Below are 23,044 nucleotides of genomic sequence, written 5' to 3' on the forward strand. Positions count from 1 at the left end.
TACGGAGTGAATTCGAGTGCAAGTGCGTCGGATCGGCAGCTGTCATGCGGTCAGCACCAATCCACTTGTGGGAACGCCGGTTCCGGCGGTCACGACGACCTTCTCGGCCGCCTCGACCTGGTTGACCGAGGTCCCGCGGATCTGCCGGACCCCTTCGGCGATCCCGTTCATGCCGTGGATGTAGGCCTCGCCCAGCTGGCCGCCGTGCGTGTTCAGCGGCAACCGGCCACCCACCTCGAGGGCACCCGGTTCCCGGACGAAGTCCTTGGCCTCGCCCCGACCGCAGAATCCCAGCTCCTCGAGCTGCAGGAGTGTGTACGGGGTGAAGTGGTCGTAGAGGATCGCCATGTCCATGTCGTCGGGGTTCAGACCCGACTGCGACCACAGCTGCCGGCCGACGAGCCCCATCTCCGGCAGACCGGCGAGCTCGTCCCGGTAATAGCTGGTCATGATGTACTGGTCGGCAGCACTGCCGGCCGCGGCGGCCGCGATCACGGCGGGCTTGTGCGGCAGGTCTTTCGCGCGTTCCGGGGACACGATCACCAGCGCGACACCGCCGTCGGATTCCTGGCAGCAGTCGAGGAGGTGCAGCGGCTCGGCGATGTACCGCGAGTTCTGGTGGTCTTCCAGGGTGATCGGCTTGTCGTAGAAGAACGCGTCCGGGTTCACCGCCGCGTGTTTGCGGTCGACGACGGCGATCCGCCCGAAATCCTCACTGGTGGCGCCGAAGTCGTGCATGTAGCGCTGCGCGATCATCGCGACGAACGCGGCCGGTGTCGACAACCCGTGCGGATAGGTGAAGGCGTTCTCAGTACCCGAGGAGTTCTCCTGGTTCGCCACCGCCGAATTGACCTGCCCGAAGCGCAGTCCCGACCGTTCGTTGAATGCGCGGTAGGCCACCACGACGTCGGCGACACCCGTGGCCACCGCCATCGCGGCCTGCTGCACCGTGGCACACGCCGCACCACCGCCGTAGTGGATCCGCGAGAAGTAGGTCAGATCCCCGATCCCCACTGCCCGGGCGACGGAGATCTCGCTGTTGGTGTCCATCGTGAACGTGACGAGACCGTCGACGTCGGCGGGTGTGAGACCGGCGTCGGCGATCGCCGCCGACACCGCCTCCGCGGCGAGCCGGAGTTCGCTGCGCCCGGAATCCTTGGAGAACTCCGTGGCACCGATGCCGGCGATGACCGCCTGACCGGACAGTGATCCCATCAGAGTCCCTCCCCTCGACCCGCGGGCGAACCGACCGTGTCGGGTTCGGTCGCACCGATCGTGAGCGTGACGGTCGAGATGACGTGCTTGCCCAGCGAATTCGTCCCGGTCACGGCGACGGTGATGACCCCGGCGTCGACCGCGGTGACCTCGCCGGTGAAGGTGACCGTGTCGTAGGCGTACCAGGGCACACCGAGTTTCAGCGCGATGGAGCGGATTCGGGCGGTCGGGCCAGCCCAATCGGTCACGAACCGCTCGACCAGCCCGGTGTCGGTGAGGATGTTGACGAAGATGTCCTTGGACCCCTTCGCCTGCGCGAGATCGCGATCATGGTGCACGTCCTGGAAGTCGCGTGTGGCGAGCGCGGTCGCCACGACGAACGTCGGGGTCGCCTCGATCGTCAACGCCGGCAGCGTCGTTCCGACGGCAGCGGGGTCGGTGGCAACGCTCGTCATGCGGGCTCCCCTTCGGTAGGCACGGCCGGCTCCCACGCGTGCAGGGTCCAGGCCGGGGTCCCGGCCTCGTCATCGGCCGGAAAATCCAGATAGGTGGCGCGCACCGGCATGCCGATGGCCACCTCCTCCGGTTCGACGCCCCGGAGCTCACCGAGCATACGGATTCCCTCGTCGAGTTCGACGAGGGCCACGACGAACGGCAACCGCCGCCCGGGCACCTTCGGCGCTCGATGCACGACATAGCTGTAGACGGTGCCGGTACCGGCCGCGACCACGTAATCCGTTGGCGGGACGGTTCCGTCGGCCTCGCGCGGCTTCCAGGTCGCCGGGACCGGCGGATGCCGCAGTGCACCGTCGCCGTCGCGCTGGATGCGCAACTCGTGGGCGGCGACGCCCTCCCAGAAGAAGGCGGTGTCTCTCGACGCGCTCGGCTTGAGCAAGCGAGCCGGGTCGAGATCGTCGGGCACCCCGGCGTCGGAAACCGGCTCGGCGGCAGCGCGTGCGGCGGGGCGGAACTTCAGGATGCGGAACCGCATCTCGGCGACGACCTCACGCGCCCCGTCGTCTCCGCCGACCGACCAGACGTTGCGGGTGGTGAAGAACCAGCCCTCGCCGAGCGCGGTGTTCTTCGGCCCGACGACCTCGACGAGTTCGGCCGACAGCGCGACCTCCTCGCCCGGGCGGGTGTAGCGGTGATAGACGGTGTCGCAGTTGGTGGCCACCACCGAGGTGAAGCCGGCCTCGTCGAAGAGTTCGCTCGCGCGACCCAGCGGATCGTCCGCGGTCCGCACCCCGTGAAGGCCGCGCATCGTCCACACCTGCGCCATCGCGGGCGGCGCGACGATGCCGGGATGGCCGGCATCCCGGGCCGCCGCGTCGTCGGTGTAGACGGGGTTCGTGTCGCCCATCGCCTCGACCCAGTTGTTGATCATGGGCTGATTGATCGGGTCCCGCCCGGCGACCGGTGCGCTCGGTCCGGCGTCGATGATCTCCTGCGCGGCGGCTCGGATCGCCTCGTCTCCGGCGACGCCGTCGCGGGCGAGCTCGGGCGCGCTCACCGCTTGGCCCGCGGGAGTCCGAGGCCGGCGGTCGCGATCATGTCGCGCATGACCTCGTTGACGCCACCGCCGAACGTGATGACGACGTGACGCTTCTCCTGGACGTCGAGCCAGTTCACCAGCGCCGCGGTCTCCGGATCGGCGAAATCGCCGTAGCGCCCGATGATCTCGTCGACCATCCGGCAGACGGTCTGGATGCGTTCGGTCGAGAACACCTTGGTGGCCGCCGCGTCGGCCATCGAGATGGCCTCACCTGTCGCGGCCACCTGCCAGTTGAGCAACTCGTTGATGCGGCCGTAGGCGTCGATGGTCGCGAGCGCGCGACGGACGTCGGGATGCTTGGCGATGACCGTCCCGTCTGGACCGGGCCGCTGCGCCCAGGCACGCACCCGGGCCGCGAGTCCGTCGATACGACCGGCGGGGCCGAGCATGACGCGCTCGTGATTGAGCTGGGTGGTGATCAGCTTCCACCCGCCCCCCTCCTCGCCGACCCGCATCGACACCGGAACCCGAACATCCTGGTAGTAGGTGGCATTCACGTGGTGCGCGCCGTCGGCGGTGATGATCGGCGTCCACGTGAAACCGGGGTCGGAGGTGTCGACGATGAGGATCGAGATGCCCTTGTGCTTGGGAGCATCCCGATCGGTGCGGACGGCGAGCCAGATGTAGTCGGCGTCGTGACCGCCGGTCGTGAAGATCTTCTGGCCGTTGACCACATAGTGGTCGCCGTCGCGGACGGCGGTGGTGGTCAACGACGCCAGGTCGGTGCCGGCCTCGGGTTCGGTGTACCCGATGGCGAAGTGCACATCACCGGCCAGGATCGCGGGCAGGAACTTCTGCCTCTGCTCCTCGGTGCCGTGGACCTGCAGCGTCGGCCCGACGGTCTGCAACGTCACCGCCGGCAGCGGGACGTCGGCGCGCACGGCTTCGTTGGTGAAGATCTGCTGTTCGATCTCACCGAAACCCTTGCCGCCGAACTCCGTCGGCCAGCCGACGCCCAGCCAGCCGTCGTCACCCATCCGCTTGATGACCTTGCGGTAGGTCGGGCCGTGGCGTTCGGTCAGCATCACCGCTGCCTCGTCGGCAGTGACGAGGTCGGCGAAGTACTCGCGCAGTTCCGCGCGCAGCGCGCGCTGTTCGGGGGTGAGATCAATGAACATCGGGCACCTCTGCGATACGGGTGTCGTCGGCGGGGACGTCGGTGATGTCGGCGAGCTCGTCGAGCCGCACGTGCGCTCCGCCCACCAGACGCGCGAGGTCCTTGGTGAGCGAGAAGTAGCGGTGAAGCGGGTATGTGATGTCGACGCCGATGCCGCCGTGCAGGTGGGTCATCGTCCGCGTGGTCGGCGGGACCTCCTCGGCCAGCCAGTAGGCGGCGATCGCGAGATCGGTTGCGGCGTCCAGACCTTCGGACAATCGCCAGGCCGCCGACGTGGTCGCCAGCTCCATCGACCGGCCGACGACGTAGATGTCGGCGAGTTGCTGGCCCACCGCCTGGAACAGGGCGATCGGCTTGCCGAACTGCTCGCGCGTGGAGACGTGGTCGGCGGTCAGTCGGGTGGCGCCGGCGACCAGGCCGTCGGCGTAGGCGCACAGCGCCAGGCGGTACCGGTCACGGAGGATCGCGAGGTCGCGGACCACGATGTCGGCGTCGTCGACGGAAACGGCGTCGAAGGCCACCGTGTACTCGCCCCAGCCGCTCGAGGTCGGCGTGCGCGTGATGGTGACCCCGTCGGCGGCGGGGGAGACGGCGACAACACCGGCATCGGCCGCCACCAGGAACAGCGAGGCACCGTCGGCGTGCAGGACGCCGACCTTCGTGCCGGTGAGCCGCCCGTCGCGAACTGAGGTCCGCGGATGCGCGGTCAGGGCGTCGCCGTGTTCGCCGATCGCCACCGAGACCCAGCTGCCGCCGGTGAGCGAACTCCCGAACCGCGACCACACCGATCCATCGCCGTCCTGGGCGTCGGCCCTGGCGAACACGAGCGCCGTGGTCAGCGAGCCGAGGGCCGGCGTCACCGCCGCGGCCCGACCCATCCGGCGGAACAACGGGAGCAGACCCGACTCGCCGACCTCGTCACCGTCGAGCGAGGCCGGCAGGGGCAGGGCGAGCAGTCCGGCGTCGACGAGCGCCTGCCAGCCATCGGCCTCGAACCCGCCGCGGGTCGCCTCCTGCTCGGCCGCTGCCGTCCCACCGGAATGACGCCCACCGAACGTCGACTCCCAGTCGGGCTGTCGTCGCGCGAACACGTCCTCGGCGACATCGCGAACCGCGATCGCCGTGCCGTCCAGGGCAAAGTCCACCCTGTGCCTCCCTCACCATGAACCCGTCAAGAACTAGAACCTGTTCTAGTTGTATCAGAGTCCGCGCGCAAGGGTGCCGGAATCCTCGTTCATCTGCGGTTACGACACTTGCGCGGCAGTCGGCTACCGCGGCAGACCGAGAATGCGTTCCGCCGCGGCCGTCCGCAGGATCTGAGTCGTGCCGCCGGCGATCGAGAGGCAGCGGTTCTGCAGGACCGCGTCGGACGCCTCGGTCGCCGCCAGACCCGCGACCCCCAGGAGCCGCAGCGCGAGATCGGGCACCGACTGGCGGTGTTCGACGCCGATCAGCTTGCGCACGCTCGACAACGCACCGGGGTCGAGCCCGGCCAGTTGCCTCGTCGCCGCCCGCGCATCGAGGACCCGGCCGACGTGGGCGTCCGCGAGCTGGGTGCCGAGCGCCGCGAGCTCCTCGGCGGTCAGCTCCCGCTCCATCGAGCGCACCTGCGACAGCAGCGACTCCATCTCCTTGCCGAGGCCGGTACCGCCCATCGCCACCCGCTCGTTCGCGAGGGTGGTGCGGGCCAGCCGCCAGCCGCCGTTGATCTCGCCGACGACACAGTCATCGGGCACGACGACGCCGTCGAGGAAGACCTCGTTGAAGTTGGCCCGCCCGGAGAGTTCGCGCAGCGGCCGGATGTCGATGCCGGGCGAACCCATGTCGACGAGGAAGTAGGTGATGCCCTTGTTCTTCGGCGCCTCGGGATCGGTGCGCGCGAGGCAGATCGCCCACTGGGCGTTGTGTGCCTGCGAGGTCCAGATCTTCTGCCCGTTCAGCCGCCAGCCGCTGTCGACCCGTTCCGCCCGTGTGCGCAGCGCGGCCAGGTCCGAGCCGGCCTCGGGTTCGGAGAACAGCTGGCACCACACGATGTCGCCGGCCAGCGTAGGAGCGACGAACCGCTCGCGCTGCGCGTCCGTGCCGTGTTCCAGGATCGTCGGGATGGCCCATGCGCCGATCACCAGGTCGGGCCGCTCGATCCCGGCCGACTCGAGCTCGGTGTCGATCAACAACTGCATCGCGGCGTCCGCCCCCAGACCGTGCGGCGCCGGCCAGTGCGGGGTCAGATACCCGGTCTCGGCGAGGAGCCGGCGCCGATCGTCGGGGTCGGCGTCGGCGATCCGCCCGACGGTGGTGCGGACCTCGTCGCGCCGATCCTCGACCTGCGAGAGATCCAGACGGAAGCGCCGCCGCGTCCCCTCGAGCCCGAGCCGGGCGAGGGTGGCCGCGTGCGACGACGCGTTCGCGAGCGACGCCTGAGCAGCGAGTGCGGCGCGCAGATAGAGGTGGGCATCGTGCTCGAAGGTGAATCCGATGCCGCCGAGGACCTGCACGCAGTCCTTGGTGTTGGCGACCGGGTCGCGACCCACGACGACGTCGGCGGCCAGCCTGCTGATCTCGAGTTGTTCGTGGGCGGAGACGAGCTCGTCCCCCGTCCCGGCCGCCAGCACGTCGTCGACCGCGCCGGCGACGTCCCACGCGACCGCGGTGACGCGTTCGCTGCGGCACAGCATCTCGGCGCAGATGTGCTTGATCGCCTGGAAAGATCCGATCGGCACGCCGAACTGGGTTCGGACCTTTGCGTACTCGACGGCGGTGTCGAGGGCCCACCGGGTGACGCCGCTCTGGTACGCGGCCAGCGTCGCCGACAGCAGGCCCGCGACGAACGTCCCGTCGCCCAGTTCGATGAGGTCCTCGACCGCGACCTCGGACAACCGGACGCGGCTGACCGACGCGGTGCCGTCGAGCGGAGTCTGCGGCACGACGTCGGCGACTCCGGTGCCCGGCGGGATGATCCACCACGACCGGTCTCGATCGTCGGACGCGAAGTCGACGAGAAGGGCACAGCCCTCCACGTATCCGCTGACGAGCCCGAGGTCGAGTTCAGCGTCGGCCAGGTCGAGACTCTTCCCGGCGTAGCTCCAAGCGGGCGTCGCCACCGGCACCGATCCGGCCAGCACGTCCGCCAACAGCGAGGCACCCCGGTCGTCGTCACCCTGCGGCGAATCCGAGCGGCGAACCGCCAGCGCTATCGCCGCGGTCACCGTCGAACCGAGCGGGCCGGGGACGAGATCGGCCCCGCACTGCTCGAGCATGGCGGCCACGTCGAGGAAACTCGCGCCGAGACCGTCGGACGCCTCGGGGACCGCCGCAGCGAACACGCCCAGATCGGCGATCTGCGAAAATAGACCGGTCCACTGGTCGCTCGGCTTGTCGAGGTCGGACCGCACGATGTCGGTCACACTGGTGGAGCGCGACCAGGACGCGATGCTGTCGCGGACCGCGATCTGCTCGGAAGACGTGGCGATTGTCACTGGCAATCCCTGTATGTCGAGTTGTGACGAATAATTAGAACCTGTTCTAATATGCCATGGGTGTACTCGGATCGGGTAGCCACCCACGATCCACCCATAGAGACGTTTGATCACGTGAGGATGTTCGAGAGCACATGGCCCGATCTGCACCCGGCAACGCCGCGGTCGACGCTCCCAACGGAGCCGCGGCGTCTGCCGCCTCACCCGAAGCCGGCTCCACCGCACAGCGCGAACGCCGCCGCCGCATCCTCGACGCCACCCTCGCGCTGGCGTCCAAGGGCGGATACGACGCCGTGCAGATGCGCACCGTCGCCGACAAGGCCGACGTCGCCGTCGGCACGCTGTACCGCTACTTCCCGTCGAAGGTCCACCTTCTCGTCACCGCGCTCGCGCGCGAGTTCGAGCGCGTCGAGTCGAAGGTCGATCGTTCGCAGTTGCGCGGCGACACCGCGATCGACCGCCTCCGTCATGTCCTGGACATGATCACCGTCGCCATGCAACGCGATCCGCTTCTCACCGAGGCGATGACGCGCGCGTTCATGTTCGCCGATGCGTCGGCGACCGCCGAGGTCGATCAGGTCGCCGGGATCATCGACCGGCTTCTCGCCGGTGCGATCGTCGACGACGGCGAACCCACCGAGGAAGATCTCGCGATCGCGCACGTCCTCTCCGATGTGTGGATGTCGAACCTGGTGCAGTGGCTGACCCGTCGCGCGTCGGCGACCGACGTCACGAACCGACTCGAACTCACCGTCCGGCTCCTGCTCAAGGATCGCGTCAAGTAATCGGGTTCTCCCCTCGAACGTGACGTCACAACTGGGTGACGAGCACCTTCTCGACTTGGGAGCGCCACTCGAACTCGGCTACCTTTGTTACGTCTGAGAATTCTGTTAACAGAAGGGGCTAGTGGTGCGATCCTCCTGGTTGCGACGACTGTGCGTCGTCGGATGTGCCGTTGCGGTCGCGACCGCCGGATGGGCTCCGGCCGCGCTGGCCGAGCCCACCCCCGATCCCGATCGCGCTCGCATCGACACCGTGGTCCACGACTCCGCCCAGCAGTCGACACTCATCGTCTACTCGGCGGCGATGCGCAAACTCATCCCCGTCAACGTGTTGCGCCCCAAGGACACCACCAAGCCGCGCCCCACGCTCTACCTGCTCAACGGCGCCGGCGGCGGCGAGGACTCGGCTACCTGGGCGGCCAAGACCCAGTATGCGAAGTTCTTCTCCGACAAAGAGGTCAACGTCGTCACACCGATCGGCGGCGCGTTCTCCTACTACACCGACTGGCAGCACGACGATCCGGTACTCGGCCGCAACAAGTGGACGACGTTCCTCACCAAGGAGCTCCCGCCGCTGGTGGACAAGGAATTCGACACCACCAAGGTCAACGCGATCGCCGGGATCTCGATGGCCGGGACGTCGGTGCTCAACCTCGCGATCGCCGCACCGAAGCTCTACCGGTCAGCCGCCGCCTACAGCGGGTGCGCGCGTACCAGCGACCCGGTGGGACAGGCCTACATCCGGATGGTCGTCGCCGACCGCGGGCAGGGCAACCTGAACAACATGTGGGGACCGGTCAATTCGGCCGGGTGGCGGGACAACGACCCGTACATCCACGCGGACAAGCTGCGCGGCACCAAGGTCTACATGACCAGCGGCACCGGCATGCCCGGACAGTTCGACCGGCTCGAGGCACCGCTGGTCGCCGGCGATCCGCTGACATTGGCCAACCAGATGGTCATCGGCGGCATCATCGAGGCCGCGGTCAACGAGTGCACCAAGCAGATGGTGTCGCGCATGCGGGCGCTCAAGGTGCCGCACGAGGTCACCTTCCGGCCGAGCGGCACCCACTCCTGGGGTTACTGGGAACGCGACCTCGAGACCACCTGGCCGAAGATCGCGGCAGACCTGAGGTGAGCGACGCATCGGACCGCTTGTGGGCCGATGACCTGTCCGTGGGCCAGATCTTCGAGTTCGGCACGCATCACGTCAGCGAAGACGAACTGCTCGACTTCGCCCGCGCATGGGATCCGCAGGACTTTCACGTGGACAAGGCCGTTGCCGAACGCGGCCCCTACGGCGGGCTGATCGCCAGTGGGTTGCACACGATGTCGATCTACCAGAGGCTCAATGTCACCGGCGTGCTGAACAATTGGCGGGTGATCGCGGGCAAGCGACTGGGCGACGTCGAATTCCTGCGTCCCGTCCGCCCCGGCGACACCCTCACCGGGTCGACCGTCATCGACGCGATCGAGTTCGACGACCGCGATCGCGCCCTGGTCACCTCGTCGGCGGAGTTGCGCAACGCCGACGGCAAACCCGTGATGCGCACCGTCGTCGAAGCCTATGTGCACGCGCGACCCAATCGCGATTGACATCTTCGGTTGCGCTGCCGCGGTTCTCACCGTACGTCTCCGGCTTCCATCACGTTCGAGTCCTCGCGTCACTCGAGAGAGTTGCGCCTGACCAGCCATTGCCACCGGCTCAGCCGCCACACAGCTGCTCCGACGACCGGGACAAGCCACACGACCCCCACCCACGACAGACTGCCTCGTAGGCCGAGATGATGACCGACGACGTCGACGGTCGCGAACATCGACAGGGTGAACCACACCGAGAACAAGACCAGCAATGCGAACGCGATGTAGAACGGCCGGTTGAAGTCAGCGCTGCACGCAGCGTCTTTGGCGCATTCCGACAGTCCGGCCTCGGCGAGCAGCACATGCTCAATGTACGTGTTGAAGGCAGCAGTACGGCTGTTTTCGTTGCTGTGGACCGGCCACATCCGCGTGGGCCGACGGTCGGAACGAACCCCTGGCCGTGGGGGGACGAGACACGACGGACGGAGAACCGAATGGAATCCGTACCGCAGATACCGTGACTGGATGAAGACACTGCGATTCGCCTCGATCATCTCGGTGCTGTGCACGGTGGTCATCTTGTCGTTCGTCGTGCCATCACTCGTTCTGTCAGGTGTTGTCGAGGTCTCAGGCGGCTTCGAGTACATGGTGGTGTTCCCGACGCTGATCGGCTTGCTGTGCGCCTTCGTTGCACTGATCGTCGGCGGCGCGTGTGTCTTTCGGGGACGCTCGCGCACGGTGGCGTCGATCCTCACGACCCTCGGCCAGTTGACCACCGTAGCGCTCGGCGCAGCGATCGTCGTGTGGGCGACGAACTTCGGCACGACCGGTTGGGAACTGCTTGCCCTCCCCGCCGCGCTGATCTGCGGGCAGATCCTCGTCGCGGTGGGTCTCTTCGTCTGGCGCCGCGCACCATCGGATGTCGTCTGAGAGTGCTGTGGCGGAACGTGATGAAGGTGTTCCGCCCGCTACGCTCTGCGACGATGGACCGATGATGCGTTGGACCCTCGACCACGGAAACCCGCTACCGCCAGGATGGAGCTACCTGCCCCGAGACGAAGAGGACGTGGCGTGGGAGTTGTTCCGTGATCGGTTTCGATCGTTCCGGCCCAGCATCTACCCGAAAGGCTGGCCCGCAGTTGTCGATCCGGCTCCGTCGGTAACCTTCGACCTATCTGTCCCGGAGAACTCTCCCGGCGTGTGGAGCGCCCAATTCGATGCGATCAACGCCGAGGCGCAGCGTTGCTTCGTCAAAGCGCAGGACGATCCCTACTGGATCGTGCTCGACTGGCAGCATCCCGGTTATCGGCTCAATGCAGCGGCACATGCCGAGACGTTCGACGCCGAGTGGCCGGTGCCGGTGTTCCCGAACGGCGACTACTACATCTTCGCTCGGCCCGACTTCAGCACTGGCACATTCGGACATCCGTGGGAGAAGACGCTGTGCGTGTTCGGTTCCGAGCTGGTTCAGACGTTGGGCCGGACCCTCGCAACATGGCTCCCGCGCAAGCGCGAGAACGGTGACCCGCTGCCGGGGTAATCGACAGATGCGATCCCGCATGCGACTTCCATCCGGCATAGTTGAATCGACTGCGGTGCGACCGCTTACACCATCGCTCAACGCAGATTATTGCGCACCAGCGGTTCTCCGGCTCAGCCGACGCCCGGCACGGGGACCTGCGCGCCGGTGATCGCACTCGAGGCGTCGGAGACCAGGAACGAGATCGTCTGCGCGATCGATTCCGGCGACACCCAGCCCGCCCGCGACGAATCCGGCTGACTAGCGCGGTTGCCCGGGGTGTCGATCACCGACGGCAGGATCGCATTGGCCCGGATGCCGTCGGACTTGTACTCGGCGGCGAGCGCACTGATGAACGCCCACACCGCAGCTTTCGACGTGATGTACCCGGCCGCACCGGAGAAGGGTGCGAACGCCGCCTTCGCCGACACCCCGACGATCGACCCGCCGCCGGCCTCGATGATCCTCGGAATGGCCGCCGCGGACAGCAGATACAGCGGCCGCAGGTTGAGCCGGAGCAGTCGCTCGAACTCGTCGACCGGCGTCGCGTCGACCCGCTCCCCCATCGCGAACCCGCCCACCAGGTTCACCACCGCGGTCACCGGCGCCGACGCGTCGCTCGTGGCGATCGCCACGACCTCGGCGACCGACGCCTCGTCGAAGAGGTCGGCGTGCACACCGACCAACCGGTCCGATTCCGGGAGGCGTGACAACCCGGCTTCGGTGCGCCCGGGCACCACCACGCGCCATCCGTCGTCGAGCAACGTGCGGGTGACCGCCGACCCCAGGCCGCCCGTCCCGCCCGACACGATCACCGTCTGCGTCATCCCGCCGACGTTACTGGAGGCGGGCCCCTGGGTGGAGGCGCACGCGCCTACGATGGTCGGCGATGACCGACGACCGTGTTCCCGAGATCGGAGACGAACCGCGGGAGCGCGAACCGGACGGTCGGCGCCCCGGAGACGCCGGGCGGAACAGCATGTTCGCCTCGCTGCGCATTCCCAACTACCGCCTGTTCTACGCCGGTATGGCCGTCTCGATGACGGGTTCGTGGATGCAGGCGACGGCGCAGGCGTGGCTCGTGCTGACGCTGAGCGGGTCGGCGTCCGTCCTGGGACTCATCGTCGCCCTGCAGGCGCTTCCGGTCCTGCTCATCGGGCCCTACGCGGGCGTGATCGCCGACCGCGTCGACCGCCGACGCCTGCTCATCGTCCTGCAGTCGATGATGGGGCTGCTGGCCGCGGCGCTCGCCGCCATCACCCTCACCGGGGTGGTGCAGGTCTGGCACGTCGGCGTGCTGGCGGTGATGCTCGGGCTCGGGCACGCCTTCGAACAGCCGGCGCGGCAGGCGTTCATCCATCAGATCGTCGGCAAAGACCTCATCCGCAACGCGGTCACACTCAACTCGGTCATGGTGAACGCCGCTCGCGCGGTGGGTCCGGCGGTGGCCGGGGTGATCCTGGCCCTCGTCGGTTCGGGTCTATGCTTCGCGATCAACGCGGTCAGCTTCATCGCCGTGGTCGCGTCGCTGCTCGCGCTCGACTCGTCGAAGATCACCGCGGAATCACCGGTTCCGCGCGCGAAAGGTCAGCTGCGCGAGGGTCTTCGATACGTCCGGAGTCGCCCCGCGCTGTGGATCCCGCTGGCCACGATGGCACTCGTCGGGACCCTGACGTACAACTTCCCGGTCACGCTGCCCGCCGCCGCGGACTTCGTGTTCGACGGCGGGCCACAAGCCCTCGGTTTCATGACGTCGGCGATGGGAGTCGGTGCGGTCGTCGGCGGACTCGTGGTCGCGGCCCGCGGGAACACCGGATTGCGGCCACTCACGCTGGCGGCCTTCGGCTTCGGGGTCGCCGTCGCGGCGACCGCACTCGCCCCGAACCTCCCGACGGCGATCTGCGCACTCTTCGGGGTCGGCTGGTTGAGTGTCACCTTCATGTCGACGGGAAACGCGACCCTGCAGCTCAACTCCGAACCGCGGATGCGGGGCCGGGTGATGGCGCTGTGGTCGGTGGCGTTCATGGGCTCGACGCCGATCGGTGGCCCGATCGTCGGCGCGATCATCGAGACATTCGGCGCGCGCATCGGTCTCGCGGTCGGCGCCGTTGCGTGCCTGGGCGCCGGAACACTCGCCTTCCTGGCCGCGCGCCGGAGCGGTGCCGGCGCCTCCTAGACGAGCGGCCGCCCCATCTTGACCCGAAGCCGGACGTCGGCCAGCAGGAGCCGGAAACCCAACTGCGACACCCACAGCGGAGTGCGACGCTCTTTCTCCACCAACCGGCCGACGTAGCCGTCGAACCACGCCTGATCCTCGTCGGTCCACTCGACCCGGAGTGCGTCGCGGAACGGCTGCGGCAGATAGCCGATGGTCCGGCGCAATTTCACCGGACCGTACTTCTCCTGGATGCGTTCCGGCGCGTAACCGAAATTGGCGATGTCGAGGAGGAAGTCCCGGATCTCGTCGCTGATCTCGATGCGCGAGACCTGGTCGTCCCAGTAGGTGGTGAACTCGTCGCGCGTGGCGGGCCACGCCTCGGCCGGCATCTGCAGCGTCGTCCCGCAGACCTTGCCCTGCTGGTAGAACTTCTCGCGATCCGCGCCCTGCAGCGGTCCGTGGACGCGCTCGTAGATGTCCTCCCACCCGAAGTAGAGGCACGCCGCGACCCAGAGCTGCAGGTCGGTGTTCATCGCGTTGTACTCCACGGGACTGTTCTCGTCCGAGCGCACCTGCGCGTGCTGGCGGTTGACGGCATGCCGGTACCGGCGCCGGTCGTCGGCGTTGCCGAGGATCGCGACCGCCAGATACGACGCGGTGGTCCGTGCGCGTTTGACCGGATGTTTGTCGAGCCGCCCGTTCTCGACCTTGCTGTGTGCGACACCGTAGCCGACCGCCGGATTGGCGAGCTGCATGATGACGTTCGTCGTGCTCATCGTCTGTCCCATCGAGAGCAGCGAGCGCGCGAAGAAGCTGCTGTCGATGTTGTCCATCTCCACCCGCGACATCCGCTCGTCGGATTGCGTCATGACCCCACCCATTCTGATAACACTTGTTGTCTGATTGCTGCCAGCTTAGCGGGGCACACGACGGCCGACAATCCCCGCGTGGAGGACCCCTCATACGACGAACCCCGGCTCACCCGAAGGTGAGCCGGGGTTCGGCGTCGGCGATCAGCTGTCAGTAGGTGTAGAAACCGCGACCGGTCTTCCGTCCGAGGCGTCCCGCGTCGACCATGCGACGCAGCAGCGCCGGCGGCGCGTAATGGGGTTCGGCGAATTCCGCGTACAGCGACTCCGCGGCGGAGAGCGTCACGTCGAGGCCGATGGTGTCGAGCAGGGTGAGCGGCCCCATCGGGTAGCCGCAGCCACCCTTCATCGCGAGGTCGATGTCCTCGGCCGAGGCGTAGCCCGAATCGAACATCCGGATGGCCTGGCACAGGTACGGGATGAGCAGCGCGTTGACGATGAAGCCGGAACGGTCACCCGCGCGGACCGCGGTTTTGCCGAGGGTGTCGGTGACGTATGCGCTCACGGCGTCGGCCGTCTCCGGCGCGGTGGTCAGCGTGGAGATGATCTCGACCAGCGGCATCACCGGCACCGGGTTGAAGAAGTGCACGCCGACAACGCGTTCGGGGGTCTTGGTCGCGGTCGCGACCTTGATGATCGGGATCGACGACGTGTTGGTCGCGAGGATGGTGTCGGCACCGGTCGCCTCGTCGAGGTTCGCGAAGATCTGCCGCTTGAGCTCCTCGATCTCGGGCGCCGCCTCGATCACCAGGTCGCGATCGGCGAGGTCGGCGTAGTCGGTCGTCACCCGCAGACGTCCGAGGGCGGCGTCGGCGTCGTCCTGCGCCAGCTTGTTCTTGCTGACCGCCTTGGCCAGCGACTTCTCCACCCGCGCCCGCGCGGCGTCGGCGAACTCCTGCTTGACCTCCACGATCACGACATCGCTGCCGGCCTTCGCACACACCTCCGCGATGCCCGCTCCCATGGTGCCTCCGCCGATGACGCCGATCTGTTGCACAGTGAACCTCCGAAGTCGAGTGATACGAGACCAAACGGTAGTCGGTCGCCGGATCGGTCATCCGAACGACTCCCGGCACCCCGGGAACATTCGTCCTCGACGTCGCCTCCAAGTACATGAACCGCCCAGAAGCACTCACCCCACTTGGAAGGACATACCAATGAGCACCGAGATCCCCGCCGACGCCGTTCTCATCGACACCGATGGCGACGGAGCCGTCGACGCCGCACTCACCGACGTCGACGGTGACGGCACCACCGACGCCATCCTCGACACCGACGGCGACGGCCAGGCCGACTCCATCGCCTACGACACGAATGCCGACGGCGAGATCGACATCATCGAAGCCGACACCGACGCCGACGGCCTCACCGACATCGCCGTCGCCGACACCGACGGCGACGGCACCTTCGACACCGCCGTCGACGACGAAGGAAACGTCGAGGTCGGCGACTTCGGCAGCATCGACGGCGGCGACGCCGTCTGACGTCTGCCGCAACCTGCACCCGACACGAGCCGGCCCGGAGACCCCGGGCCGGCTCTGTTCGTCCGCTCGGATTCGACGATTCGCCGATGTCGTCTCGGCTCGCCCACTAGCGTGTCTCAGATCACGATCGGGGGATGCGATGATGCCTACTCGGTTCGACGCGCGACACACGGCCCGTTCGGGGGTCCGCCGGCGCCGCCGTCGCCATGCCGTCACCTGCCTCCTGGCCGGCGCGACACTTCTCTCGACGATGCTGGTGGCGGCACCGGCCGGCGCTGCCAACCACTATTTTTCCGACATCTCAGAGGTCGCGGTTCCCCAAGCGGACTGCGGGCCGGGCTCACTCCCCGAACCCGGCCTGCAGGGTGATGTCAGCGCCGAAGATCGTCTGTCCGGGCGGAGCATGCGCGGCTACCGCTGCAACATCACGCGGATCGGCGGTGTCCGCGGTGCCGGCGGCGGGATCGTCTCGGCCAACTTCGAGCACTGCAGCTACACCGGCAGCCTGTTCCCTGGAAACAACTGGGTGAACCCGCCGGGCGTACAGGTCATCGACGCATCCGACCCGAGCGCGCCGCGAGTCGTCGGGTCCCTGACGGATCCGGCGATGCGCGGCGGCACGTGGGAGACGCTGAAGGTCAACAAAGAACGCAAGCTCCTGGCCGCCACGTCGGTGCCGTTGCTCTGGGGCGGCGGGTTCTTCGCCGTATACGACATCTCCGACTGCACCCGCCCCAGACTCCTCAACACGGGTCCGGGCACGACGACGCCTTTGCCGTTCACCTCGCACGAGGGCGGCTTCTCCCCCGACGGCCGCACCTACTGGGCGTCCGGGGTGTTCCCCGGGCACCTCAGCGCCATCGACATCGCCGATCCCCGGTCGCCCCGCGTGATCTGGCAGGGTCTGCACTCGTTCCTCGGGCACGGGTTCGGCATGTCCCCGGACGGCAACCGGATGTACCTGTCCAACATGGCGGGTGTGACGGTGCTCGACGTCAGCGACGTCCAGGAGCGGCGGCCGCACCCGCAGGTCCCGCACACCGCGGCCTATCTCTGGCCGGACGGCCAGCTGAACCAGCACTCGATCCCGATCACCTACCGGGGCCGGCCCCACATCGTCACCGCCGACGAAGCAGGTTCGGGCGGCGTCAAGATCTTCGACGTGACGCGGGTGAACAAGCCCCGGTACACCGCGCAGATCAAACTCGAGATCAATCTCCCCGAGCACCTCGACACCAATCTGCGGTCGTCGACCGGCGGGTCGCTGTTCAGCAGCAATCCGCACTACTGCACGGTGGACCGAGCGACCGATCCCACCGCGCTCGCGTGCGGCTGGGAATCGTCGGGTATCCGGGTCTTCGACATCCGCGACTTCGACCGGATTCGCGAGATCGCCTACTACAACCCGCCTGCCCGCAAGGGCACCACGATCGCGGAGTCGCCCAACTCGCCGCACGTCGTCGGCTCGCTGATGGGCTTGCCCGCCGTCGAATTCCTCAGCCTCGGTATGTCGATCGCGAACGGCAAGGTCCGGTTGAACGAGATGGTCGGTCCACGTAGCGGGATGATCGTCGGCGGTGACATGTCGACGGACTGGTGCATGTCCCCACCCGAGTTCCGCGGAAACGAGCTGCGGGTCACCTGTTCCGACGGCGGCTTCCAGGTGTTGCGGTTGAGTCCCGCGGTGTACACGCCACCGCCGGACCAGAACTCCTCGATCGGATGAGCGCTTCTCGCCTCGGCGTCCCGCTGGTGCGCGCGATGGTCCTCGGCGTGACCGCGGCCCTGCTCGTCACCATGGGTGTCGTCGTCGGGGCGGTGTGGCAGGGACGCGATCACGACTCATCCGCGATGAGCGTGTCCGACATCGGCTTCGCGCAGGACATGTCGGCGCACCACGACCAGGCGATCCTCATGTCGCGAACGATCGGTGCGGTGCCCGGAGTCGCGCCGCAGATCCGCGGCCTCGCCGACCGGATCGTCCACACGCAGACCGCGGAGACCGCGACGATGCGTGGCTGGTTGCTGTGGTTCGACGAACCGGTGACCGCGCCGGAGCCGATGTCCTGGATGTCCGGCGGAGACCCTCACCACGAGGGCACCCATCACGACGAATCCCCTCGGCCGATGCCCGGCATGGCGAGTATCGACGAGATCGGCAGTCTCTCCACCCTGCCACCCGGCGAGGCGGAGATCTTGTTCCTGCAGTTGATGATTCGGCACCACCGTGGCGGGATGTCGATGGCCCAGGCGGCATACAACGACGAGCGGACCGGTTCCGCGACGAAGGACCTCGCACTCATGATGATCGGCGACCAGGGCGACGAGATCGGTCTGATGACGATGCTGCTCGCGGAACGTGGCGCCGACCCGTTGCCGACCTGATGGCAGGGGCGGCAACGGATCGAACGTCTAGTCCGTCTTCGGATGCAGGATGAACATCTCCCACACCTCTTTCTGGTCCGCGGCCCAGGGGTCGTAGACGAACGGGGCGTGCCGTAGGGCCATCCCCGCCTTGCGCGGCGTCCGGTTGGCCTTGAAACCGTTGCAGGACTTGCACGCCGCGACCTGGTTTCCGAATGTGCTCGGCCCACCCTGCGAGACCGGGACGATGTGGTCGACGGTGTCGGCGGGACCGTCGCAGTAGGCGCAGATCCATTGATCGCGCCGCAGGATGGTTGCGTTCGACGCGTAGGAGTCCATCGTCTTACCGGCGAACGGGCGGTAGGCATCTCGCTTGATCGCCACCACCTTGTGGATCGGCAGGGACAGCGTCGGCGAATGGACGACGCGGACCAGCGGCGTGCCCTCGACGTTCCGCGCGACCTCGGTGGTCAACAGAACCGCGGCGCGACGCCACGTGACGCGCGCCAGGATCTGCAGTCCGGCGTTGGTGACGAAGATGGTCATGACAGCTCCTCGATGCGTGGGCGAGTGAGTGCGCCGACCACCGAGGTTCATGACCTCAGGAGCTGGTGACGCGTGATGTGATCGGTCCCGGCCTTCCGTCGGACTTCAGTCCGCACGGACGGTCGGAGGGGGCCGTCCGCCACTCGCCGGCGAAAGCCTTGTCACCCATCGACATCTGCGTCACCTCCTCTCGTTGGTCGGGCCTGCTCTGTCGCCACGATAACCGCGGTCGATGGACGCTGCCACCGTTTATGTCCGGCGTGTTCGGATGTTCACCCAGTTCACACGGGCTGTTTGCAGGAGTTTTTCACCGCGCGCCGGTCCCGCGGGAGAATGTCCGACGCTATCGTCGGCGGATGCCCACCGAGGAGACCGCCGAGAATCCCCCTCCGCAGCCACCCGTGTCGACCCTCGCCGCGTTCGCGTCGGTGGTGCTGGGACTGGTGCACGCCGTCTTGGCGATGATCACGATCGCCGTCGCGGGCCTGACGGTCTTCGTCACCGACGCGTGCGCCTTCGAGGAGTGCGGGAGTCCGGTCTGGACCGAGGTCGCCATCGGGGTGGGCATCGGGTCGGCCGTGGTGCTGGTGGCGGTGTCGGTGACCCTCGTCGTCCGCCGCGTGCGCCGAGGACTCCCGGCCTGGCCGGCCGCTGCGTGGTGCTGCGCCATCCAGCTGGCGATGATCTTCGTGGTACTCGAGATCGGCATTCAGGCCGGGACCCTCGACTGAGTGATCAAAAGATCTCGGGTAGATCTTCCGACACGGTGTTGGGGTAGGTCGCCGGACGCTTCTCCAGGAACGACATGACGCCTTCGTACACGTCACCGGACTGCCCGCGGTAGAAGATCGCCTTCGAGTCGGCGTGGTGGGCATCGAGCGGACTGGGCGCACCGGCCATCCGCCACAACAGCTGTCGGGTCAGCGCCGCCGAGACGGGGGCGCTGTTCGCGGTCATCTCGCGGGCGACGGCGATCGCGGTCTCGAGCACCTGGTCTTTGGGGACCACCTGCTGAATCAGCCCGCGTTCATGGGCTTCGGCGACGGGCACCATCTTCGCGCCGATCGTCCACTGCAGTGCGGTCGGCAACCCGACGAGCCGCGGCAGGAACCAGCTCGACGCGGCTTCGGGCACCAGGCCGCGGGCGGCGAAGACGAACCCGAACTTCGCGTCCTCCGAGGCGATCCGGACGTCGGCGGGCAGCGTCATCGTGACGCCGACGCCGGCCGACGGACCGTTCACCGCCACCACGATCGGCTTGAGCGAGGCGAACATCCGCAGCGTCAACTTCCCGCCCTCGTCCGCTGGAACCTCGTCTGAGTCCACCACCGACGAGGCGTCGAACGTGGACCCGCCCGCCTCGAGATCGGCGCCGGCGCAGAACGCGCGGCCGTTGCCGGTCAGCACGACGGCACGAACGGAGTCGTCAGCGTCGGTGTCGTCGAACGCGGCCCGCAGTTCCTCCCCCATCTGCATGGTGAAGGCGTTGAGCCGGTCGGGTCGATTGAGCCGGAAGATCGCGATCTCCCCATCTCGCTCGACGGTGATGGTGGGCTGGTCCTGTCGGGACTTGCGCCCGACCTCTGATGTATCGCTCGTCACAGATCGATGCTATCGGGCGCTGGGACACTCCGCGTCGGCTGTGTCAATCCGCGGAACCGCGCACCAGCCGGGCACAACACAACGGCGGCGCCACCCTGTCGGGTGACGCCGCCGCTGGTGTCAGATCAGCTCAGACGGGCTGCGCTCAGCTCGCGTCGGCCTCGCCGGCCTTGGTGAGCTCGACCGGTGCGTCGGGAACCATGCGCGGCTTCTCCGAGCCGGTGAAGACGAACCGGGCGTCGTCGCCGTCGCCCTCGCCGTCCCAGTTCTCGACGTCGACCAGGACGATCTGTCCGGGAGCGATGTCGCCGAACAGGATCTTCTCCGAGAGCTGGTCCTCGATCTCGCGCTGGATGGTGCGACGCAGCGGACGCGCACCCAGCACCGGATCGAAGCCGCGCTTGGCCAGCAGGGCCTTCGCGCGGTCGGTGACCTCGAGAGCCATGTCCTTGTTCTTCAGCGCACCCTCCACGCGGGTCAGCATGAGATCGACCATCTGGATGATCTCTTCCCGCGTGAGCTGGTGGAACACGACAATGTCGTCGATGCGGTTGAGGAACTCGGGGCGGAAGTGCTTCTTGAGCTCGTCGTTGACCTTCTGCTTCATCCGTTCGTAGTTCGACTGGGTCCCGTCGCTCGACGAGAAGCCCATGCCCACGGCCTTGGAGATGTCCGAGGTACCGAGGTTCGAGGTGAAGATCAGCACGGTGTTCTTGAAGTCGACCGTGCGACCCTGACCGTCGGTCAGACGACCATCTTCGAGGACCTGCAGCAGGGTGTTGTAGATCTCCGAGTGGGCCTTCTCGATCTCGTCGAACAGCACCACCGAGAACGGCTTGCGGCGCACCTTCTCGGTGAGCTGCCCGCCCTCTTCGTAGCCGACGTACCCGGGAGGGGCACCGAACAGACGCGACGCGGTGAAGCGGTCGTGGAACTCGCCCATGTCGATCTGGATGAGGGCGTCGTCCTCGCCGAACAGGAAGTTCGCCAGCGCCTTGGAGAGCTCGGTCTTACCGACGCCGGACGGACCGGCGAAGATGAACGAGCCCGACGGCCGCTTCGGATCCTTCAGGCCGGCACGGGTACGACGGATCGCCTTCGAGACCGCCTTGACGGCGTCCTCCTGCCCGATGATCCGCTTGTGCAGCTCCTCCTCCATGCGGAGCAGACGCGTGGTCTCCTCCTCGGTGAGCTTGAACACCGGGATGCCGGTCCAGTTGCCGAGGACCTCGGCGATCTGCTCGTCGTCGACCTCGGCCACGACGTCCATGTCACCGCTGCGCCACTGCTTCTCGCGCTCGGCGCGCTCGGCGACCAGCTGCTTCTCCTTGTCGCGGAGGCTGGCGGCCTTCTCGAAGTCCTGCGCGTCGATCGCGCTTTCCTTCTCCTTGCGCGCATCGGCGATGCGGTCGTCGAACTCACGCAGGTCTGGCGGCGCAGTCATCCGGCGGATGCGCATGCGCGCGCCGGCCTCGTCGATGAGGTCGATCGCCTTGTCCGGCAGGAACCGGTCGTTGATGTAGCGGTCGGCCAGCGTGGCGGCGGCGACCAGCGCGCCGTCGGTGATCGAGACGCGGTGGTGCGACTCGTACCGGTCGCGCAGGCCCTTGAGGATCTCGATGGTGTGCTCGACAGACGGCTCGCCCACCTGCACGGGCTGGAAGCGGCGCTCGAGTGCGGCGTCCTTCTCGATGTACTTGCGGTATTCGTCGAGGGTCGTCGCGCCGATGGTCTGCAGCTCGCCGCGGGCCAGCTTCGGCTTGAGGATGCTTGCGGCGTCGATGGCACCCTCGGCGGCACCTGCGCCGACGAGCGTGTGCAGCTCGTCGATGAACAGGATGATGTCGCCGCGGGTGTTGATCTCCTTGAGCACCTTCTTGAGGCGTTCCTCGAAGTCACCGCGGTAGCGGCTGCCCGCAACCAGCGAACCGAGGTCGAGGGTGTAGAGCTGCTTGTCCTTGAGGGTCTCGGGGACCTTGCCGTTCACGATGGCCTGCGCCAGGCCTTCGACGACGGCGGTCTTGCCGACGCCGGGCTCACCGATCAGCACCGGGTTGTTCTTGGTGCGGCGGCTGAGCACCTGCATGACGCGCTCGATTTCCTTCTCCCGGCCGATGACCGGGTCGAGCTTGCCCTCGGAGGCCGCGGCGGTCAGGTTACGACCGAACTGGTCGAGGACCAGCGAGGTCGACGGGGTGCCGGACTCGCTGCTGCGACCGCCGGTGCCCGCCTCCTGCGGCTCCTTGCCCTGGTATCCGCTCAGGAGCTGGATGACCTGCTGGCGGACCCGGTTGAGGTCGGCGCCGAGCTTCACCAGCACCTGGGCAGCGACGCCCTCGCCCTCGCGGATCAGGCCGAGCAGGATGTGCTCGGTACCGATGTAGTTGTGGCCGAGTTGCAGGGCCTCGCGCAGCGAGAGCTCCAGCACCTTCTTGGCACGCGGGGTGAACGGGATGTGTCCCGACGGCGCCTGCTGGCCCTGGCCGATGATCTCCTCGACCTGGCTGCGAACCCCTTCGAGCGAGATCCCGAGCGACTCGAGCGCCTTGGCCGCCACGCCCTCGCCCTCGTGGATGAGGCCGAGGAGGATGTGCTCGGTACCGATGTAGTTGTGGTTGAGCATGCGCGCTTCTTCTTGGGCCAGAACCACAACCCGACGCGCGCGGTCGGTGAACCGTTCGAACATTGTTCTCCCTCACATTGCTAGCGCCCCGGCCGCCGCGGAGACCACCTCGGAGGTCCCAGAGGACAACCGGTGCGGATAGACGACGACCAG

Annotated in this window: 23 protein-coding genes; 10 read left to right on the forward strand and 13 right to left on the reverse strand. The window is 67.6% G+C overall.

Features of this window, described 5'->3' with window-relative positions; translation table 11 throughout:
* Positions 1-42: 42 nt before the first annotated feature.
* The 6 genes from KB201_RS09120 to KB201_RS09145 form a co-directional block, all read right to left on the reverse strand.
* Entirely contained in the window at positions 43-1,215 is a 1,173-nt protein-coding gene (locus KB201_RS09120; RefSeq protein WP_065629128.1) for a lipid-transfer protein, read from the reverse strand.
* A complete protein-coding gene (locus KB201_RS09125; protein WP_058251185.1) occupies positions 1,215-1,670 on the reverse strand; it encodes a MaoC family dehydratase in 456 nt (151 codons plus the stop codon). Before KB201_RS09125 ends, KB201_RS09120 begins: the two co-directional genes overlap by 1 nt.
* On the reverse strand, positions 1,667-2,728 hold the full coding sequence (locus KB201_RS09130; protein ID WP_058251186.1) for a bifunctional MaoC family dehydratase N-terminal/OB-fold nucleic acid binding domain-containing protein: 1,062 nt from the start codon (positions 2,726-2,728) through the stop codon (positions 1,667-1,669). Before KB201_RS09130 ends, KB201_RS09125 begins: the two co-directional genes overlap by 4 nt.
* Positions 2,725-3,888, reverse strand: coding sequence for an acyl-CoA dehydrogenase family protein (locus tag KB201_RS09135; RefSeq protein WP_068970485.1), 1,164 nt, complete (start codon positions 3,886-3,888; stop codon positions 2,725-2,727). The genes KB201_RS09130 and KB201_RS09135 overlap by 4 nt, the downstream gene beginning before the upstream one ends.
* Positions 3,878-5,032 carry an acyl-CoA dehydrogenase family protein gene (locus tag KB201_RS09140; protein WP_211538944.1) on the reverse strand — a complete coding sequence of 385 codons (1,155 nt, stop codon included), beginning with the start codon at positions 5,030-5,032 and terminating at the stop codon, positions 3,878-3,880. The genes KB201_RS09135 and KB201_RS09140 overlap by 11 nt, the downstream gene beginning before the upstream one ends.
* Positions 5,033-5,155: 123 nt before the next feature.
* Positions 5,156-7,363: an acyl-CoA dehydrogenase gene (locus KB201_RS09145; protein ID WP_211538946.1), complete on the reverse strand. Its 2,208-nt coding sequence runs from the start codon at positions 7,361-7,363 to the stop codon at positions 5,156-5,158.
* A gap of 134 nt (positions 7,364-7,497) precedes the next feature.
* Here KB201_RS09145 and kstR point away from each other — a divergent pair, with 134 nt between their 5' ends.
* The 3 genes from kstR to KB201_RS09160 all read left to right on the forward strand — a co-directional run bounded on the left by kstR (position 7,498) and on the right by KB201_RS09160 (position 9,741).
* Positions 7,498-8,148: a cholesterol catabolism transcriptional regulator KstR gene (kstR, locus tag KB201_RS09150; protein WP_211538953.1), complete on the forward strand. Its 651-nt coding sequence runs from the start codon at positions 7,498-7,500 to the stop codon at positions 8,146-8,148.
* A 124-nt stretch (positions 8,149-8,272) separates the two neighbouring features.
* Positions 8,273-9,283, forward strand: a complete 1,011-nt coding sequence (locus KB201_RS09155) for an alpha/beta hydrolase family protein (RefSeq protein WP_058251408.1) — start codon at positions 8,273-8,275, stop codon at positions 9,281-9,283.
* On the forward strand, positions 9,280-9,741 hold the full coding sequence (locus KB201_RS09160; protein ID WP_211538977.1) for a MaoC/PaaZ C-terminal domain-containing protein: 462 nt from the start codon (positions 9,280-9,282) through the stop codon (positions 9,739-9,741). The genes KB201_RS09155 and KB201_RS09160 overlap by 4 nt, the downstream gene beginning before the upstream one ends.
* Positions 9,742-9,809: 68 nt before the next feature.
* Here KB201_RS09160 and KB201_RS09165 read toward each other — a convergent pair whose 3' ends face one another.
* Positions 9,810-10,088, reverse strand: a complete 279-nt coding sequence (locus KB201_RS09165; RefSeq protein WP_211538979.1) for a hypothetical protein — start codon at positions 10,086-10,088, stop codon at positions 9,810-9,812.
* Positions 10,089-10,251: 163 nt separating this feature from the next.
* Here KB201_RS09165 and KB201_RS09170 point away from each other — a divergent pair, with 163 nt between their 5' ends.
* Together KB201_RS09170 and KB201_RS09175 are read left to right on the forward strand one after the other, a co-directional pair.
* Complete coding sequence (locus tag KB201_RS09170; protein WP_058251193.1) at positions 10,252-10,656, forward strand: hypothetical protein; 405 nt, start codon at positions 10,252-10,254, stop codon at positions 10,654-10,656.
* Between the two features lie 61 nt (positions 10,657-10,717).
* Positions 10,718-11,266, forward strand: a complete 549-nt coding sequence (locus KB201_RS09175; protein WP_058251194.1) for a DUF2716 domain-containing protein — start codon at positions 10,718-10,720, stop codon at positions 11,264-11,266.
* A gap of 113 nt (positions 11,267-11,379) precedes the next feature.
* Here the strand turns inward: KB201_RS09175 and KB201_RS09180 are convergent, their stop codons facing one another.
* A complete protein-coding gene (locus tag KB201_RS09180; RefSeq protein ID WP_058251195.1) occupies positions 11,380-12,072 on the reverse strand; it encodes an SDR family NAD(P)-dependent oxidoreductase in 693 nt (230 codons plus the stop codon).
* A 62-nt stretch (positions 12,073-12,134) separates the two neighbouring features.
* On the opposite strand from KB201_RS09180, the gene KB201_RS09185 reads away from it, so the two are divergent.
* Entirely contained in the window at positions 12,135-13,421 is a 1,287-nt protein-coding gene (locus KB201_RS09185; RefSeq protein WP_058251196.1) for an MFS transporter, read from the forward strand.
* Here the strand turns inward: KB201_RS09185 and KB201_RS09190 are convergent.
* Together KB201_RS09190 and KB201_RS09195 are read right to left on the reverse strand one after the other, a co-directional pair.
* On the reverse strand, positions 13,418-14,284 hold the full coding sequence (locus KB201_RS09190; protein WP_058251197.1) for an oxygenase MpaB family protein: 867 nt from the start codon (positions 14,282-14,284) through the stop codon (positions 13,418-13,420). The two genes, KB201_RS09185 and KB201_RS09190, sit on opposite strands and share 4 nt — an antisense overlap.
* A gap of 139 nt (positions 14,285-14,423) precedes the next feature.
* On the reverse strand, positions 14,424-15,269 hold the full coding sequence (locus KB201_RS09195; RefSeq protein WP_058251198.1) for a 3-hydroxybutyryl-CoA dehydrogenase: 846 nt from the start codon (positions 15,267-15,269) through the stop codon (positions 14,424-14,426).
* Between the two features lie 160 nt (positions 15,270-15,429).
* Between KB201_RS09195 and KB201_RS09200 the strand changes: the two genes are divergently transcribed.
* The 3 genes from KB201_RS09200 (at position 15,430) to KB201_RS09210 (ending at position 18,141) form a co-directional block, all read left to right on the forward strand.
* Positions 15,430-15,756 (forward strand): hypothetical protein, encoded by a 327-nt coding sequence (locus tag KB201_RS09200; RefSeq protein WP_078111662.1) that lies wholly within the window; start codon positions 15,430-15,432, stop codon positions 15,754-15,756.
* A gap of 139 nt (positions 15,757-15,895) precedes the next feature.
* Entirely contained in the window at positions 15,896-17,482 is a 1,587-nt protein-coding gene (locus tag KB201_RS09205; RefSeq protein WP_078111663.1) for an LVIVD repeat-containing protein, read from the forward strand.
* Complete coding sequence (locus KB201_RS09210; RefSeq protein WP_078111664.1) at positions 17,479-18,141, forward strand: DUF305 domain-containing protein; 663 nt, start codon at positions 17,479-17,481, stop codon at positions 18,139-18,141. The genes KB201_RS09205 and KB201_RS09210 overlap by 4 nt, the downstream gene beginning before the upstream one ends.
* Positions 18,142-18,168: 27 nt before the next feature.
* Here the strand turns inward: KB201_RS09210 and KB201_RS09215 are convergent, their stop codons facing one another.
* Positions 18,169-18,666, reverse strand: a complete 498-nt coding sequence (locus tag KB201_RS09215) for an HNH endonuclease (protein ID WP_058251202.1) — start codon at positions 18,664-18,666, stop codon at positions 18,169-18,171.
* Positions 18,667-19,022: 356 nt separating this feature from the next.
* On the opposite strand from KB201_RS09215, the gene KB201_RS09220 reads away from it, so the two are divergent.
* Complete coding sequence (locus tag KB201_RS09220; RefSeq protein ID WP_078111665.1) at positions 19,023-19,397, forward strand: hypothetical protein; 375 nt, start codon at positions 19,023-19,025, stop codon at positions 19,395-19,397.
* A gap of 4 nt (positions 19,398-19,401) precedes the next feature.
* Here the strand turns inward: KB201_RS09220 and KB201_RS09225 are convergent, their stop codons facing one another.
* Together KB201_RS09225 and KB201_RS09230 are read right to left on the reverse strand one after the other, a co-directional pair.
* Positions 19,402-20,268 (reverse strand): enoyl-CoA hydratase-related protein, encoded by an 867-nt coding sequence (locus tag KB201_RS09225; RefSeq protein ID WP_078111666.1) that lies wholly within the window; start codon positions 20,266-20,268, stop codon positions 19,402-19,404.
* Between the two features lie 145 nt (positions 20,269-20,413).
* Entirely contained in the window at positions 20,414-22,954 is a 2,541-nt protein-coding gene (locus KB201_RS09230; protein ID WP_058251205.1) for an ATP-dependent Clp protease ATP-binding subunit, read from the reverse strand.
* Positions 22,955-23,044: the final 90 nt, after the last annotated feature.

It is taken from the genome of Gordonia sp. SCSIO 19800 (genome assembly GCF_018132775.1).
Classification (GTDB): domain Bacteria; phylum Actinomycetota; class Actinomycetes; order Mycobacteriales; family Mycobacteriaceae; genus Gordonia; species Gordonia hongkongensis.

Coding starts and splice junctions, on each gene's coding strand:
- KB201_RS09120 (WP_065629128.1), bottom strand. CDS start 1,215: ATGGGATCACTGTCCGGTCAGGCGGTCATCGCCGGCATCGGTGCCACG.
- KB201_RS09125 (WP_058251185.1), bottom strand. CDS start 1,670: ATGACGAGCGTTGCCACCGACCCCGCTGCCGTCGGAACGACGCTGCCG.
- KB201_RS09135 (WP_068970485.1), bottom strand. CDS start 3,888: ATGTTCATTGATCTCACCCCCGAACAGCGCGCGCTGCGCGCGGAACTG.
- kstR (WP_211538953.1), top strand. CDS start 7,498: ATGGCCCGATCTGCACCCGGCAACGCCGCGGTCGACGCTCCCAACGGA.
- KB201_RS09170 (WP_058251193.1), top strand. CDS start 10,252: ATGAAGACACTGCGATTCGCCTCGATCATCTCGGTGCTGTGCACGGTG.
- KB201_RS09175 (WP_058251194.1), top strand. CDS start 10,718: ATGATGCGTTGGACCCTCGACCACGGAAACCCGCTACCGCCAGGATGG.
- KB201_RS09180 (WP_058251195.1), bottom strand. CDS start 12,072: ATGACGCAGACGGTGATCGTGTCGGGCGGGACGGGCGGCCTGGGGTCG.
- KB201_RS09185 (WP_058251196.1), top strand. CDS start 12,135: ATGACCGACGACCGTGTTCCCGAGATCGGAGACGAACCGCGGGAGCGC.
- KB201_RS09190 (WP_058251197.1), bottom strand. CDS start 14,284: ATGGGTGGGGTCATGACGCAATCCGACGAGCGGATGTCGCGGGTGGAG.
- KB201_RS09200 (WP_078111662.1), top strand. CDS start 15,430: ATGAGCACCGAGATCCCCGCCGACGCCGTTCTCATCGACACCGATGGC.
- KB201_RS09205 (WP_078111663.1), top strand. CDS start 15,896: ATGATGCCTACTCGGTTCGACGCGCGACACACGGCCCGTTCGGGGGTC.
- KB201_RS09210 (WP_078111664.1), top strand. CDS start 17,479: ATGAGCGCTTCTCGCCTCGGCGTCCCGCTGGTGCGCGCGATGGTCCTC.
- KB201_RS09215 (WP_058251202.1), bottom strand. CDS start 18,666: ATGACCATCTTCGTCACCAACGCCGGACTGCAGATCCTGGCGCGCGTC.
- KB201_RS09220 (WP_078111665.1), top strand. CDS start 19,023: ATGCCCACCGAGGAGACCGCCGAGAATCCCCCTCCGCAGCCACCCGTG.
- KB201_RS09230 (WP_058251205.1), bottom strand. CDS start 22,954: ATGTTCGAACGGTTCACCGACCGCGCGCGTCGGGTTGTGGTTCTGGCC.